The organism is Xanthomonas translucens pv. undulosa, from assembly GCF_017301775.1.
GTDB lineage: Bacteria > Pseudomonadota > Gammaproteobacteria > Xanthomonadales > Xanthomonadaceae > Xanthomonas_A > Xanthomonas_A translucens.
In genome coordinates, this window is sequence record NZ_CP063993.1 from 797,213 (window position 1) to 812,742 (window position 15,530).

Annotated in this window: 9 protein-coding genes, 1 tRNA gene and 3 pseudogenes; 5 read left to right on the forward strand and 8 right to left on the reverse strand. The window is 67.3% G+C overall.

Features of this window, described 5'->3' with window-relative positions; all coding sequences use genetic code 11:
* Nucleotides 1–5 precede the first annotated feature (5 nt).
* A complete protein-coding gene (gene rnd / locus ISN38_RS03210; protein ID WP_003473476.1) occupies nt 6–1,091 on the forward strand; it encodes a ribonuclease D in 1,086 nt (361 codons plus the stop codon).
* Between the two features lie 275 nt (nt 1,092–1,366).
* Here the strand turns inward: rnd and ISN38_RS03215 are convergent, their stop codons facing one another.
* Complete coding sequence (locus ISN38_RS03215) at nt 1,367–1,771, reverse strand: H-NS histone family protein (protein ID WP_003467373.1); 405 nt, start codon at nt 1,769–1,771, stop codon at nt 1,367–1,369.
* Nucleotides 1,772–2,067: 296 nt separating this feature from the next.
* Between ISN38_RS03215 and ISN38_RS03220 the strand changes: the two genes are divergently transcribed.
* Nucleotides 2,068–2,143 (forward strand) — tRNA-Ala (locus tag ISN38_RS03220).
* 202 nt (nt 2,144–2,345) lie between these two features.
* Here the strand turns inward: ISN38_RS03220 and ISN38_RS03225 are convergent.
* The 6 genes and pseudogenes from ISN38_RS03225 to ISN38_RS03245 all read right to left on the reverse strand — a co-directional run bounded on the left by ISN38_RS03225 (nt 2,346) and on the right by ISN38_RS03245 (nt 10,561).
* On the reverse strand, nt 2,346–2,507 hold the full coding sequence (locus tag ISN38_RS03225; RefSeq protein WP_171815515.1) for a hypothetical protein: 162 nt from the start codon (nt 2,505–2,507) through the stop codon (nt 2,346–2,348).
* 92 nt (nt 2,508–2,599) lie between these two features.
* Complete coding sequence (locus ISN38_RS03230; RefSeq protein WP_003467375.1) at nt 2,600–3,121, reverse strand: chemotaxis protein CheW; 522 nt, start codon at nt 3,119–3,121, stop codon at nt 2,600–2,602.
* A gap of 11 nt (nt 3,122–3,132) precedes the next feature.
* A pseudogene (locus tag ISN38_RS20760) lies at nt 3,133–4,032 on the reverse strand (methyl-accepting chemotaxis protein); the annotation flags it as partial.
* A gap of 291 nt (nt 4,033–4,323) precedes the next feature.
* Nucleotides 4,324–4,809, reverse strand: a pseudogene (locus ISN38_RS20765) (CHASE3 domain-containing protein); the annotation flags it as partial.
* Between the two features lie 79 nt (nt 4,810–4,888).
* Nucleotides 4,889–6,556, reverse strand: coding sequence for a methyl-accepting chemotaxis protein (locus tag ISN38_RS03240; protein ID WP_206712197.1), 1,668 nt, complete (start codon nt 6,554–6,556; stop codon nt 4,889–4,891).
* A gap of 151 nt (nt 6,557–6,707) precedes the next feature.
* A pseudogene (locus ISN38_RS03245) lies at nt 6,708–10,561 on the reverse strand (DEAD/DEAH box helicase).
* A 317-nt stretch (nt 10,562–10,878) separates the two neighbouring features.
* On the opposite strand from ISN38_RS03245, the gene ISN38_RS03250 reads away from it, so the two are divergent.
* From ISN38_RS03250 to ISN38_RS03260, 3 genes are all read left to right on the forward strand, one after another.
* Entirely contained in the window at nt 10,879–11,112 is a 234-nt protein-coding gene (locus ISN38_RS03250) for a hypothetical protein (RefSeq protein ID WP_141696004.1), read from the forward strand.
* Between the two features lie 88 nt (nt 11,113–11,200).
* The gene (locus tag ISN38_RS03255) at nt 11,201–11,470 is read left to right on the forward strand and encodes a DUF3175 domain-containing protein (RefSeq protein ID WP_003467383.1); all 270 of its coding nucleotides are present in this window, start codon (nt 11,201–11,203) and stop codon (nt 11,468–11,470) included.
* A 119-nt stretch (nt 11,471–11,589) separates the two neighbouring features.
* Nucleotides 11,590–12,963, forward strand: coding sequence for a sensor domain-containing phosphodiesterase (locus ISN38_RS03260; RefSeq protein ID WP_058363778.1), 1,374 nt, complete (start codon nt 11,590–11,592; stop codon nt 12,961–12,963).
* 359 nt (nt 12,964–13,322) lie between these two features.
* Here the strand turns inward: ISN38_RS03260 and pnp are convergent, their stop codons facing one another.
* The gene (pnp, locus tag ISN38_RS03265; protein ID WP_003467386.1) at nt 13,323–15,431 is read right to left on the reverse strand and encodes a polyribonucleotide nucleotidyltransferase; all 2,109 of its coding nucleotides are present in this window, start codon (nt 15,429–15,431) and stop codon (nt 13,323–13,325) included.
* Nucleotides 15,432–15,530 lie beyond the last annotated feature (99 nt).

Consider the following 15,530-nt stretch of genomic DNA (forward strand, 5'->3'; position numbering starts at 1 on the left):
ACCACGTGCCCTATTGGATCAAGCAACCCGCCGAGCTGGCCGAACGGCTGGCGCAGCGCCCGGCCAGGATCGGCCTGGATACCGAATTCGTCCGCGAACGCACCTACTGGCCGCAACTGGCGTTGGTGCAGATGGCGGTGGCCGACGAGATCCTGCTGATCGACCCGCTGATTCCCGGCATGCCGCAGGCGCTGGCGCCGTGGCTGTCGGACCCGGCCATCCTCAAGGTCATGCACAGCGCCAGCGAAGACCTGGTCGCGTTCAAGTGCGCCTGCGGCGCGCTGCCGCGGCCGCTGTTCGACACCCAGATCGGCGCCGGCCTGGCCGGCATCGGCGCCGGCATGGGCTACCAGAAGCTGGTCCAGGAAATCACCGGCGTGCACCTGGCCAAGGGCGAGACCCGCTCGGACTGGCTGCGCCGCCCGCTGTCGCCGGCGCAGCTGGACTACGCCGCCGACGACGTGCGCCACCTGTTCGCGATCCACGACGCCTTGCAGGAACGGCTGCAGACGCTAGACCGCAGCGCCTGGCTGCACGAGGACGGCGAGCGCCTGCTCGGCACCGTGGAGCACGACGAAGGCGAGCGCTGGCCGCACCTGGGCATGCGCTCGGCGCAATTCATGGATCCGCCGGCGCAGCAGCGCCTGCTGCGCCTGCTGCGCTGGCGCGACGTGCAGGCCCGGCACAGCGACAAGCCGCGTAGCTGGATCCTGGACAACGAACTGGCCGCCACCTTGGCGCGCTTCCCGCCCGGCGACCGTCACGCGCTGCAGGCGATGCTGGATAAGCACCCCAAGGCGCCGCGCAAGCTCGGCGACGTGCTGTGGCAGGCGCTGACCACACCGCTGGCCGACGAAGCGGACGCGCCGCTGGCGCTGGCCGCCAGCGACGACAACAAGGCCGCCCTGAAACGGCTGCAGGACGCGGTGTCCGCACGCAGCGCCGAACTCGGCCTGGCCGACGGCCTGCTCGCCTCGCGCAAGCACCTGGAAGCCCTGCTGGAAAGCGGCCAATGGCCGCAGCCGCTGGCCGGCTGGCGCCGGCGCGAACTGGAAGCGACGCTGCAGCCGCTGCTGGGCAGCGCCGGCTGAGGGATTCGGAGGTATTTGCAGGAGCGGCTTCAGCCGCGACGGGATTTATCGATAGATCCTGTCGCGACTGAAGCCGCTCCTACAGGGGGCCACAGCAACGTCATGGTCACAGTGGCCCATGTCGCTGCCCTGCCTTCGGTTGTTCCAGCCGCATCCCTCGGCGCCCGCTTTCTCCTCCGCGGGTTTTATCCGCGGCAAGGCTCGGGCGACGCCAATGCCGCGCATAAAACCATCGCGGATAAAAAAGGCCAGGAAGCCTGGCCTTTTTCGACCGATCAGTATTTGACCAGCGGGAACTTCAGGTCCGGGTGACGGGCCTTCCATTCGTTGTAGGCGGCGGTGCCTTCCCAGGCAGCGAACGCCTTCGGGGTGCGGCCGCGGCCGGACCAGGTCTCGCCGGTGTGCGGCAGCTGGTACTTCGGCTTGACCTCGCTGCGGCCGCCGGCGGACTTGGCGCTGGCCTGCTTCGGCGCGGTGCTGGTCACGTAGGCGGCGATCTCGTTGCGCTGCTTGGCGCTGAAAAACTCGGCGAACTGCTCCAGCAGCGACAGGATGTTGGCATGCGCGGCGCTGGTCTCGCCTTCGCGCGCCTGCTTCTCCTGCTCTTCCAGCTTGCGAATTTCTTCGTGCAGCTTGGCCTTGGCTTCGGCGATTTGTTGCAAGTTGCGAACTTCCGTCATTTTTCAAAGACCCGTGGATAAAAGATTTGGAACGGACGGAATATTTCATCCGGAACGACGAAATCGTCTGGCGAGGATTTCGGCCTGCGAGTATATCGACTCTGTCCGCCTGTTGCCCGAATGCGCGTACGCATTCCCGTCTTCACATGAACCTGGGGCGGCAGGCGACCGCGCCTGCGGATGCGTTGCGCAGGCCGCGCTTGCGCGCAACGCGTCAGGACGGCCTCGCCGCCACCGATCGCCACCGCCCCACTTGGCACGCATGCCATGGGCCAGTTAGACTATGCGTCTGATGTGGGGCGGTAGCTCAGCTGGGAGAGCGTCGCGTTCGCAATGCGAAGGTCGAGGGTTCGATCCCCTTCCGCTCCACCACTTGTTCAGACAAAAGCCTCGGAGGCGACTCCGGGGCTTTTTTGTTGCTGCATTCCGGCGCCTGCGCCGGCGCAGAGCGGCCACGCACCTGCCGCGATGGCATGGCGCGGCAGTCGGCGCTGCGCGGCTCAGTTGCTGATCTGCTCGCACGCAGCAGCGGCGCCGCGCTCGCCATCGTTGCGAACGGCGGGAGACGGCCGCTTCAGCTGGTGTGTTCGCCGGAGCTGGGGCCGCGCTCGTGCGCCTGGCGCAGTTTCTCGTCCTCCAATCCCTGCCGCTGCTTGGCGGTGTCGTCCTGGGCGCGGTCCTGCTGGCCTTCGCGGATGCCTTGTTCGTCGCTGTGCTGTTTGTCCTGGTTCGGCATGTACGGACCTCGCTGTGGCGGGCGGATGCCCTACCGCCACGACACTAGCCGGTCCGCCGTGATGCGCGTATCACGGCGACAGCGCGGATTACTCAGGCGGCCAGCGCGGCCGCAGGCGCGAGGGCATGGACGTCGCCGTCCATCGCCAGCACACGCGTGCGCTCCAGCAGGATCACCAGCCGACCGTCCAGCTTGCCTACGCCCTGCATCAGTTCGTCGCCAATGCCGCACCCGAACGACGCTGCCGCCTCGATCTGCTGCGGCAAAATATCCAGCACCTCGCTGACCGCGTCGACCAGCAATCCGAACGCCTGACCGGCGCCTTCGCATTCCAGCGTCACGATCACCACGCAACTGCGCCGGGTGACCTCGTTGGACGCGCGCCCGAGCCGCCGTTGCAGATCCACGATCGGCACCACCGCGCCCCGCAGGTTGATCACCCCGCGCACGCACGCCGGCATGGACGGGACCGGCGTGGGCGCACGGTACTCGATGATTTCCTTGATGCCCACGATGCTCAGGCCGAACAACTCCGGGCCCAGCTGGAAGGTCAGGAACTGCAATGGGCCATGATCGGGCTCTTGCGCCGAAGCGCCAAACGTCGCGTTCTGCATCCGCTCATCCTCTAGAAATTGACGAATTGCGCTTCGTCCGGGGATTCGACCCTCGCGTAGGCGACCGGCATGGGCCGCGCGCGGGCGGCCTTGCCTGGCGCCGCGCGCGCCGGCCGCACCACGCCCGTCCGGGGCCGCTCGACGCCGCGCGACGGCAACGTCTCCTGGCCGCGGTTCAAGCGGAAAAACGCCATCGCATGCTGCAGCGACTCGGCCTGCGAACTCATCTGCTCGGCGGTCGCCGCCAGCTGCTCGGAGGCGGTGGCGTTCTGCTGCGTGGTCTGGCTCAGCTGCGACACCGCCAGATTGATCTGGGTCACGCCGGAGGACTGCTCCTGGGACGCGGCGGCAATCTCCTGCACCAGGTCGGAGGTCTTCTTGATGCTGGGCACGATGGTCTCCAGCAGGTTGCCTGCGCGGTCCGCCAGGGCAACGCTGTTGGCCGCCACCTCGCCGATTTCCTGTGCGGCCACCTGGCTGCGCTCGGCCAGCTTGCGCACTTCCGCAGCGACCACCGCGAAGCCCTTGCCATGCTCGCCGGCGCGCGCGGCCTCGATCGCCGCATTCAGCGCCAGCAGGTTGGTTTGGTAGGCGATGTCGTCGATGATGCCGATCTTCTGCGCGATCTGCCTCATCGCATGCGTCGAGGCCAGCACCGCTTCACCGCCCTGGACGGCTTCCTTGGCCGCCTGCGCGGACATGCCCTCGGTGATCCGGGCGTTGTCGGTGTTCTGCGCGATCGAAGCGGTCATCTGCTCCAGCGAGGCGCTGGTCTCCTCCACCCCGGCCGCCTGTTCGCTGGCCGCCTGGCTCAAGGTCTGCGCGGTGGCGCTGACCTCCTCCGACGAACCGGCCAGCGACTGCGCGCTGCTGTTGACGTCGCCGACCACGTCCGCCAAGCGGTCGACCATCAGCTGCAAGGCCACCATCGCACTGCTGGTGTCGTTGCCGCGGGTCGGCACCTGCACGGTCAGATCGCCCTGCGCGATGCGCCTGGCCACTTCCATCACCATGCCCGGCTCGCCTCCCAGTTCGGTCATCAGCGAGCGCGTGATCAGGAACCCGATCATCACCGCGCACAGCGCCGCGGCCAGGCTGCCGATGATCAAGGTGATGCTGGTGCGCCGCTGCAGTTGCTCGGCCTCGGCCGCACGTGCCGCCAGCAGATCGCTCTCGGCCTGGCGCACTTCGGCCATCTCATCGCGCATGGCGTCCATGTAGGCCTTGCCCTTGGAAGAGCGCACCGCGGCCGCGAGCGCCTCCATCGTCGCGTCGCCGCCGTTGACGTTGTGGCGCAAGGCGATCTGCGGGTGCACTGCCTGGCCCAGCCACTGCTTCTGCGCCTCCTTCAACGCATTCAGCCGCGTCTGTTGTTTGGCATTGTCAACGGTCAACTCGCGGGCTTTCGTCAGGTGCTGCTCGAAATCGGCCAGGCCGGTCCGGTAGGGCTGCAGGAATTCGTCTTCGCCGGTCAGGGAGAACCCGCGGGTGCCGGTCTCGATGTTGATCAGGCTGGTGAGCGCGCCGTCCACTTCGGCGATCACTTTGTAGGTGTGCGTGTTCCAGTAGTTGGCCTGCGACAACGCGGTGACGTTGTAGTAGGCCACCGCTGCCAGCGCCACGAGAATCAACAGAATGACCGAAAATCCGCCGTAGAGTTTGGTCGATATCTTGGTGTTTTTGATCACGGAATTCTCTCCGAAAGGGGATGCACGTTATAGGGGCAGGGAAGCGTTCGAGCGCCGCGCGGTGTCGCCGCGCGGCGCATCAGGCATGACCCAGCCGCACCTCGCCGCGGTCCGGCTTTGCGCTACCCGGCCGGCGCGCAGCACTCATGCGATCGCGCACTGCCGGACGCGATCGCGGGTGGCGCGCCGAGGTTTCCGCATCGCCTTCGCGCATCTGTGCGCTGCCGGTGCGCGCAAGCCCGGGCAACTGGAAGAACGCCATGCTGTCCTGCAATTGCATGGCCTGCGCACTCATTGCTTCGGCGGTCGCCGCCAACTCCTCGGAGGCGGTGGCGTTGTGCTGCGTGGTCTGGCTCAACTGCACCACCGCGGCATTGATCTGCGCTACACCGGACGCCTGCTCCTGCGAGGCGGCGGCGATTTCCTGCACCAGATCGGAGGTCTTCTTGATGCTGGGCACGATGGTTTCCAGCAGGCGCCCGGCCTTCTCCGCCAGCTCGACGCTGGAGCCGGCGACCTCGCCGATTTCCTGCGCGGCGATCTGGCTGCGCTCGGCCAGCTTGCGCACTTCCGCGGCGACCACGGCAAAGCCCTTGCCATGCTCGCCGGCGCGCGCCGCCTCGATCGCCGCATTCAGCGCCAGCAGGTTGGTCTGGTAGGCGATGTCGTCGATGATGCCGATCTTCTGCGCGATCTGCTTCATCGCCGCCACGGTGGTCACCACGGCTTCGCCGCCCTCCACCGTTTCCCTGGCAGCCTGCGCAGCCATGCCGTCGGTGATGCGTGCGTTGTCGGTGTTCTGCCCGATCGAGGCGGTCATCTGCTCCAGCGAGGCGCTGGTCTCCTCGACACCGGCCGCCTGCTCGGTCGAGGCCTGGCTCAGCGACTGCGCGGTCGCATTGACTTCCTCCGACGCGCCGGCCAGGGTCTGCGCGCTGGCGTTGACCTCGCCGACCACCTGCTGCAACTTGCCGACCATGCGCTGCATCGCCAACAGCAACTGTCCCGCCTCGTCCTTCGACTTGACCTCGATCAGCACGCTCAGGTCGCCCTCGGCCAGCGCATTGGCGACATCCACCGCCTTGCCGATCGGCTTGGTCACGCTGCGGCTGATGAAGAAGCCCATACCGACCCCGAGCAGCACGCCGCCGACGATGATCACGGTCAGCATCCTGGCGCTGCTGACATGGATTGCATGGGTTGCGGCACTTTCTTCCGCGGCGCGGGTTTCCTTGATGGCGGCCAGTTCGCTCATCAGCAGATCAAGTTCGTCGGAAGCGCCGCGCACCTTGCCGGACAGGTCGATGAGTTCCGGGCTGGTATGCTGCAGCGGCTCGCGCGCGACCTTTTCGACGAACCGGCCGCGATGCAGCAGGTAGTCCTTCCACACGCTGTCGAAACGCGCCAGTTTGGCCTTTGACTCCGGGGAGCTGAATGACCCCCGCGCCTTGGCGACGTAATCGACGACGTTGGCGGTGTACTTGTCGAGGCTGGCCAGATGCTTGGCGCGCTCCTCCTGGGTGGAGGACAGCTGCAGGTTGGCGCGCGCACGGCCGGCGTTGATCAGGTTGATGTTGGCTTCCTTGATGTTCGACAGGCCGAGCAACTCGCGCTCGTACAACTGCGTAGCGTAGCCGTTGATGCGCCCGGAATTGCGGATGCCGATCGCGCCGATGCACGCGCCGATGGCCGCCACGATCAGGGACGCGCAGGTCAGCCTGATACCGATTTTCATATTGCCCAACATGATGTTTCCCCGATTGTTTGGTAACGACCGTGTCACCACGACCGGTCTCGATGCTCCTTCCCGTGGCAATCCGCCTGACGTCGTCGGGAATGAGCATCAACGTGCGTATGGCCGCGATGTCCTTGCTGCGGTAGCGCCCGTTGCCTGAACGCTATCGGCGCTCGCAGAAGTCGCCTTTAATCGATGCCTCAATTGCGGAATTCAGCACACAGGCGTGGGCGTGCGGGTATTCGATGAATACGCTCGACAGCCTTTGGAAGAGGCTTTGGAAGCTGCAGGAAACGGCTTGGCGCGTTTTGCGCACATGCTGCACTTGTTCTGTAAACGAGTTCGGACCGTGCAGGGCAGCTGCAAAAGCGTGATGCAAACCTAGGCGATCCGTAGACAAAGCGTGAAAACTTTGCCCATGGTCAGGGTTTCTCTGCGATCTCTGAATGAAATACGTTACTGAACAGGGAGGCAGGCGAGCATCGCGCCTCAGCGCACGCCGGCGAGCATGGCCGCGATCGCATCGCGTGTGCCGGATGCAGGCGCTTCGGTCAGTCGCTGCCGTGCCAGCGCGCTGTCGGCAGCGCTCAATTCCTGCAACGGCTCGAAACGCTCGGCAACCCAGGTCGCCACCGGCACGCCGCGCGGTACAGCACCCGTGCGCCGGGCACGCGCGGCACCCGGCTACCCGGCTACCCGGCAGCACGCTGCCGAGCAGGTTGGCCGGATCGGCGGCGGCCACGCACAGCCAGGCGCCGTCGTGCGGCTGCCGCCGCACCTGGCGCAGCAGGCCGATCGCTTCGGGCAAGGCGAACTGCTCGCCCGACAGGCCACCGATGAAGCGCCCGCCGCGGATCTCGCCACGCGCCTCCAGCCGCTGATAGACGCGCAGCAGCTCGCACCACGGCGGTAGCCACGCTGCCTCGCGTTCGAGCAGGCGCCAGCAGATCACGCCGTAACGGCGCGGCAGGGTTCGCGCCAGGTGTTCGAGCGACTCGCCGTGCGCCGCGGCGTCGCCGGCATCCGCAGCAAAGCGCAACAGCGCCCAGCGCCCCGCATCCTGGATGCCGTACAGCGGCACCCGGCGCCGGCGCCGCGCCAGTGCCGACGACCGCTTCGATGCCGGCACCAGCAACGCGCGCAGGCCGGCGTAGCTGTCGCAGTGGATGCGGCCTGCGGCGACCAACTCGGCCAACGCCTCTTCCAGTTCGGTGGACAGCAGCCGCGTCGCATCGGCGATCGCGTCGAAGAACGAGGTGCCGTGCGTCCCCAGGTAATCGGCGACCTTTTGCGCGCGCGAACCGAGCGTGCCCGGCTCGACCGCCGCAGGCGCCAGGCGCGACCACTGCGCGGCGCGGCGCCGCGGCAGCAGCATGATCGGCGTGCTACGCAGCGACCCCGTGCCGACCGCACTGGCCGCTGCCGGGCGCAGGCGCGTCCACAGCGTGCGTCCGGCGCTGCACAGTTCGTCCAGCCAGGCCGGCGCGTAGTCGCGCACCCGCGTCGGCAGCAGATCGGCTTCCCACAGCGCCGCCGGCGCCTCGAAGCCCTCCAGCTGCGCCAGTACGCTGGCCAGCGCCTCCGCGCAGGCGACGCAGCCTTCGCCATCCAGGTGCCGCCAGCGGAACAGGAAGCGCGCGTAATCGCGTAGCGCCACCGGTTCGATCTCGCGGCGCAGCCGACCCAGCGTGTAGCGATGGATGTGCGCCAGCAGATGGCGCTCGCACCACTCGTCGGCGCCGGCCTCGGGAGTGAAGCGGCCGGTCAGGATGTAGCCGTCCTGCTGCAACGCGAGCAGCGCGATGCGCGGCTGCGCGGTAGCCTGCGGATACAGCGGCGCGATCAGCGCCAGCGACTCGGCCGCGACCCACAGGGCGACGCCGTCGCCGCCGTTGCCCTGCAAGCGGGTGGCACGCGCATCGGCGGCCAGCTCGGCCAGCCAGTGCGGCCAGGCCGGGTGTGCGGCGGCCTCGCGGTCGGTCAGCACGCCGAGCGCGACCAGCGCCTCGTGCATCTTGTCGCGGCTGCGCGGCTGCGGCCAGGCGTCCTCGAATACCGATGCGATCGCGTCCGGATCGAGCCGTCCGAGGTCGTCGGCGCTGTCCGGACCCTGGTAGCGGCGGCTGTGCACGGCCTGGGTACGGCGCTCTTCCAGCGGCGCATCGTCGAGGAACGCGTACGGCCGCGCGTCCAGCGCAGTGCGTGCGCGGCCCAGATAGTCCACCAGCTGCTGCGCAGCGGCCGTGTCCAGCGCCAGTTCCCGGTGCAGCCAGGCCTGCGCCTGCGCCGCACCGCCCTGCTCCAGGCACCGCTCCAGCTGCGCGCGCAGCCGCGACACGCCAGCCGACAGTTCGTCGCTGCGCCCGGGCGCTTCGCCGAGCCAGAACGGGATGTTCGGCGGCGCGCCCCGCGCGTCTTCCACCCGCACCCGCCCCGGCTCCACGCGCAGGATGCGATAGCTGGCGTTGCCGAGCTGGAACACGTCGCCGCTGAGGCTCTCCACCGCGAAGTCTTCGTTGACCGTGCCGATGGCTTCGGCCTGCGGTTCCAGCAGCACGCTGTAATCGCCGGTCTCGGGAATGGTGCCGCCGGAGGTCAGCGCCGCCATACGCGCGCCGCGGCGATGCACCGCGTCGCGATGCAGATAGCCGGCACGCGGCCCCAGCCTGGTGCTGAAGCCGTCGCTCAGCATCCGCAAGCGCTCGCGCAGCAGCGTCGCGTACAGCCAGGCGCCGCGCAGCAGCGTGTACAGCGCGTCCTCGTCCCATTCCTGGCACGCCACCTCGGCGACCAGTTGCTGCGCCAACACGTCCAACGGCGCGTCGAGGATGCGCAGCGCGTCCAGTTCGCTGTGGCGCACGCAGTCGAGCAAGGCCGCGCATTCGACCAGGTCGTCGCGCGACTGCGGAAACAGCCGCGCCTTCGGCGTGCCGCCGACGGCATGCCAGGAACGTTCGGCGCGCTGCAGGAAACTGGCGATCGAACGCGGCGAGCCGAGCTGGCACACCAGATCCACATCGCCGATGTCCAAACCCAGTTCCAGCGATGCGGTGGCGACGAGCACCTGCAACTGGCCGGCTTTGAGCCGCTGCTCGGCGAGCAGCCGCGCCTCGCGCGCCAGGCTGCCGTGGTGCGCCGCCACTGCATCGTTGCCGAGCAGTTCGCCGACATGCCGCGCGGTGCGTTCGGCCATGCGCCGGGTGTTGACGAACACCAGCGTGGTGCGATGCGCGCGCACCAGCTCGGCCAGGCGCGCGTACATCTGCTGCCACTGGTCGTTGCACATGCTCACGCTGAGCGGCGTCGGCGGCACTTCCAGCGCCAGGTCGCGGGCACGCGCATAGCCGATGTCGACGATCGCGCAATCGGGCTGCACCGCCTGCACCGCAGCGCTGCCGACCAGGAAGCGCACGATCGCGCCGATCGGCTTCTGCGTCGCTGACAGGCCGATGCGCAACGGCTGCGCCGCGCATAGCTGCTGCAGCCGCTGCAGCGACAGCGCCAAGCGGCTGCCGCGCGTGTTCGCGGCCAGCGCGTAGATCTCGTCGACGATCACCGTGCGCACGTGGCGCAGCGCATCGCAACACGACACGACACCGACCCGAGCAGCACGTACAGCGACTCGGGCGTGGTCACCAGCACGTGCGGCGGCGTGTCGCCGGTGCGCACCGCGGTGCGGATCTCCACATCGGGCAGACCGAGCGCGGCCAGCTCGGCGCGGATGCCGGCCAGCGGCGCCTGGAGATTGAGCCGGATATCGTTCGAAAGCGCTTTCAGCGGCGACACATACAGCACCTGGGTGCGGTCGGCGAGTCCGCCATCGCGCAGGCCTTCACGCAGCAGCGCAGCGAGAAACGCGGTCAGGGTCTTGCCGGAACCGGTCGGCGCCGCCACCAAGGTGTGCCGCCCGGCCTGGATCGCCGGCCATGCAGCCAATTGCGCCGGCGTCGGCGCGGCAAAACGGCGCTCGAACCAGCGGGCGACGGCAGGATGGAAGCGTGCTTGCACGAATGACATGCGGTCTCCTGCAACGCAGCGTCGCGATCGAATGCACTGCGGGAGAAAAGACCGAATGTTCCGACTGTCACTGGCACGACAACCGAGTCAAGCGCGCACAAAAAAAGATGGTGACGTTACCAACACAGATCAAGCGAGCACGCGTGGCGCAGCTGTTTTCAAGGGGTTTTCCGGTTAATGATTCAGTGAATACGCACTGTCTACCACACACACCAAGATGCGCGGCTATGTTGTCGAGGCCGTCACGCCCGCGCATTTAGCGTTAGCGCCATGGACGTGGAATTCGCTTCGGGGAGCCTTGCATGCAGCACGGCAGCATGATCGAACAACAGCATCGATGCCGACACATCAACCCAGTCGCGGTACATGGCTGCGCGCATGCGGCGGCATTACGCAACGCACGCGCGGGCCACGCTGGCGATCGCGCAATGCAGCGCATTTCCGCGTCCTTCGCACGCTGCAGCGGCTCGCACCGGCGCGGCGCGGACGCTGGCGCATCGCTTGCCCTAAGCCATCCGCCCGCCATCGGCGCGGCGGCGATTTTGCAGTGACTTCATCTCCGCCTTTTTCACTAGCCAAGGAGCATCAGCAGTGGCAGACAGCAGCTCGAACGGTTCTAACACCCGCTGGATCCAACCCGTGAACGAAAGCAGCGATACGCAAGAACTCACGCCCAGCGTGTTCGAACGCGACGACCCGGTGTCCATCGCCCGTTCGCTCAAGCACTCCGCCGACAAGAGCGCGCGGCGCCGCACCGGTCCCTACCGCTCGGCGATGTCGATGCTGACGTTCTACATCAATCGCGCAGGCAAGCAGTTGCCGGCGCAGCGCCGCGAAGTGCTGGAGCAGGCCAAGGACGAGCTGCGCATCCTGTACGGCAAACCGCGCAAGGGCAGCGCGGCCGTTTGAACGCTGCGCTCCGGCATGCAGTGGCGCAGCGTGATGCGCGCTGCAATTCCGTGCTCCGCTAGCGCAACTCCGGCGCATTGCGATTGCCCTGCGCCGAAACATCGGCGCATGATCCAGGCATGACCAAGGAATCCGACGTTTCGGACTGGGTCCAGCGCCCTGCCGATGCCACTGCCGAGTCCGGCCCGGTTGTCTCGACGATGAGCGAGGATGCGCTGCTGCTGTCGCGGATCATCCTGGCCCAGGGCGAGATCGCCGCCGCCGGCAGCGATCCGCTGCAGGTGGTCGATGTGGTGACCCGCCGCGCGCAGGAGCTGACCCGCTCCAACGGCGCGGTGGTGGAGATGCGCGACGGCAACGACATGCTGTACTGGTCGGCGAGCGGCAGCGCCGAACAGCACCTTGGCCTGCGCCTGCCCAGCGCCTGCAGCCTGTCCGGGCTATGCATGCGCAGCGGCCAGGTGCTGCAGTGCGACGATTCGGAACAGGACCCGCGGGTCAATCTGGAGGCCTGCCGCAAGGTCGGCCTGCGCTCGATGCTGGTGGTGCCGCTCCGCTATGGCGATCGTGGCATCGGCGTACTCAAGGTGATGTCGCCCTACCCCTGCAGCTACACCGCGCAGGACGTGCGCACGCTGGAGATGCTGGCGACCCTGGTCGGTGCGACCCTGGCGCTGGCGATGGACCGCGCCGCGCTGCAGACCGACATCGCGCGCCACCAGAACGCAGAGAAACACGCGTTCCGCGAGAAGGCGGCAATCGCCACGCGGATCCGCGAGGTCATCGCCAACGAACGCCTGCAGATCGTGACCCAGCCGGTGCTGGCGCTGTCAACGCAACGCATCGTCGGCGTGGAGGCGTTGTCGCGATTCCCGTCCAACCCCGGCCTGGCGCCGTCGCGCTGGTTCGACGACGCGAGCAAGGTCGGGCTGGCGCTGGAACTGGAGCTGGCCGCGGCGCGCAAGGCACTGCCGTTGCTGGCCCAGCTGCCGGCGCCGCTGTACCTGGCGATCAACGTCTCCGCGCTGACCCTGCTGCACCCGCAGCTGGAGGAGTTGCTGCATGGCCACGACCTGTCGCGGGTGGTGCTGGAGATCACCGAGCACTTGCAGGCGCCGGACTACCCGCGCCTGTCCGAGCATATCGGCGCGCTGCAGCGGCAGGGCCTGCGCATCGCGCTGGACGACGCCGGCACCGGCTTCGCCAGCCTGCGCCACCTGCTGCACCTGTCGCCGGACATCATCAAGCTGGACCTGACCCTGACCCGCGGCATCGATGTCGAACCGCGGCGCCAGCGACTGGCGCTGGCGATCCTATCCTTCGCAGCCGAAACCAACGCCAGCGTGATCGTGGAAGGCATCGAGACCGAAAGCGAACTGGCCACACTGCAGGCGCTGGGCGCGCGCTACGGCCAAGGCTACCAGCTGGCCCATCCGGGGCCGCTGTCGGCGCACCTGGCGCGCTATCCGGCGATCGGCGACGAGGCGGACTGAGTCCCTCGTTAGAACATCTGGATCGATCTTGTAGGAGCAACTGTCAGCCGCGACCGGCGAAGTGGTGAATTGCCTGAACGGTCATGCAGTCGGGACTGAAGTCCCTCCCACAAAAGACCTCGTAGCTCGACTGCGCTGCGGATGCCCTTGTGGGAGCGACTTCAGTCGCGACGAGCGTAGCGGCAGGCCTTCCGGCTTCGAAAGTTGTCGCGGCTGAAGCCGCTCCTACAAGGGGATCGTGGGGATCGCGGCATGCGGCATTCCGACCGCGCGCGGAGCGCATCGCGCGCAAACGCCGCGCAAGAAAAAAGCGGGCCGAAGCCCGCTTTTTTCTTGCTGGGACGCTGGACGCCGACGGCTTATTCGGCCGTCACGCCCTCGCCTTCTTCCACGGCCTTCATCGACAGGCGGATACGGCCCTGCTTGTCGACTTCCAGCACCTTGACCTTGACCAGATCGCCTTCCTTCAGCACGTCGCTGACCTTCTCCACGCGGTCGCTGGAGATCTGCGACACGTGCACCAGGCCGTCCTTGCCCGGCAGGATGGTGACGAACGCACCGAAGTCCATGATCTTGGCGACCTTGCCTTCGTAGATGCGGCCCGGCTCCACGTCCGAGGTGATCTGCTCGATGCGCGCCTTGGCGGCCTGCGCAGCGATCGCGTTGACCGAGGCGATGATGATGGTGCCGTCGTCCTGGATGTCGATCTGGGTGCCGGTTTCCTTGGTGATCGCCTGGATGGTCGAGCCGCCCTTGCCGATCACTTCGCGGATCTTGTCCGGGTGGATCTTGATCGTCAGCAGGCGCGGCGCGTAGTCGCTCAGCTCCGAACGCGGGGTGGTCAGCGCGCTGGCCATCTCGCCGAGGATGTGCAGGCGGCCGGCCTTGGCCTGCGCCAGGGCCTGCTTCATGATCTCTTCGGTGATGCCTTCGATCTTGATGTCCATCTGCAGCGCGGACACGCCTTCGGCGGTACCGGCGACCTTGAAGTCCATGTCGCCCAGGTGATCTTCATCGCCCAGGATGTCCGACAGCACCACGAAGTCCTCGCCTTCCTTGACCAGGCCCATCGCGATGCCCGCGACCGGCGCCTTGATCGGCACGCCGGCGTCCATCAGCGCCAGCGAGCTGCCGCACACCGACGCCATCGACGAGGAACCGTTGGACTCGGTGATTTCCGAGACCACGCGGATCGTGTACGGGAACTCTTCCATGCTCGGCATCACCGCCAGCACGCCACGCTTGGCGAGGCGGCCGTGGCCGATCTCGCGACGCTTCGGCGCGCCGAAGCGGCCGCACTCGCCCACCGAGTAGGGGGGGAAGTTGTAATGGAACAGGAAATTTTCCTTGTACTCGCCGCTGACCGCATCGATCACCTGGCCGTCGCGGGCGGTGCCCAGCGTGGTGATGACGATCGCCTGGGTCTCGCCGCGGGTGAACAGCGCCGAGCCGTGGGTACGCGGCAGCACGCCGGCCTTGACGCTGATCGGACGCACCGTGTCCAGCGCACGGCCGTCGATGCGCACCTTGGTGCTCAGCACCGAACCGCGCATGGTCTGGTATTCCAGCTCGCCGAATTCCTTGGACAGGTCGGCGACGACCCAGCCTTCGACGGCCGCGCGCGGCGTCAGCTGCGCCAGCACGTCCTTCTTGATCGCCGAGATCGCGTCGCGACGCTGCAGCTTGTCGCGCACCTGGAAGGCAGAAGCCAGCTGATCGCCGACCGCTTCCTTCAGCGCCGCAATCATGCCTTCGTTCTTCGCCGGGGCGACCCAGTCCGACGGCTTGGTGCCGGCTTCGACGGTCAGCTCGTTGATGATGTTGATGACCTTCTGCATCTCGCGATGGCCGAAGGTGACCGCGCCCAGCATCACTTCTTCGGACAACAGCGCCGCTTCGGACTCGACCATCAGCACCGCGTTGGCGGTACCGGCCACGACCAGCTCCAGCTGCGAATCCTTCAGCTCGGTGATGGTCGGGTTGAGGATGTACTCGCCGTTCTTGTAACCGACCTTGGCGGCGCCGATCGGGCCGTTGAACGGGGTGCCGGCCAGCGACAGTGCGGCCGAGGCGCCGATCAGCGCGGCGATGTCGCCGTCGATGTCCGGGTTCATCGACATCACCGTGGCGATGATCTGCACTTCGTTCTTGTAGTCCTCCGGGAACAGCGGACGGATCGGACGGTCGATCAGACGCGAAATCAGCGTCTCCTTCTCGGTCGCACGACCCTCGCGCTTGAAGAAGCCGCCGGGGATGCGGCCGCCGGCGTAGAACTTCTCCTGATAGTCGACCGTCAGCGGGAAGAAGTCCTGACCTTCGCGCGCGCTCTTGGCGGCGACGGCGGTGACCAGCAGTACGGTGTCGTCCATCTTGACGATGACGGCACCGCCGGCCTGGCGGGCGATCTCGCCGGTTTCGAGGGTGACGGTGTGCTTGCCGTACTGGAAGGTTTTGGTGATTTTTGCCACGGGGTTTCCTTGGATGATGCTGTCTTCGAATGGACCGCTGACGGCCCATGCCGCTGGCGGGTGGCCGGGAGGATCCGGCCGGCGGCGCGGAGCATTCCC

Coding starts and splice junctions, on each gene's coding strand:
- ISN38_RS03215 (WP_003467373.1), bottom strand. CDS start 1,771: ATGACGGAAGTTCGCAACTTGCAACAAATCGCCGAAGCCAAGGCCAAG.
- ISN38_RS03225 (WP_171815515.1), bottom strand. CDS start 2,507: ATGCCGAACCAGGACAAACAGCACAGCGACGAACAAGGCATCCGCGAA.
- ISN38_RS03230 (WP_003467375.1), bottom strand. CDS start 3,121: ATGCAGAACGCGACGTTTGGCGCTTCGGCGCAAGAGCCCGATCATGGC.
- ISN38_RS03240 (WP_206712197.1), bottom strand. CDS start 6,556: ATGTTGGGCAATATGAAAATCGGTATCAGGCTGACCTGCGCGTCCCTG.
- ISN38_RS03250 (WP_141696004.1), top strand. CDS start 10,879: ATGATCGAACAACAGCATCGATGCCGACACATCAACCCAGTCGCGGTA.
- ISN38_RS03260 (WP_058363778.1), top strand. CDS start 11,590: ATGACCAAGGAATCCGACGTTTCGGACTGGGTCCAGCGCCCTGCCGAT.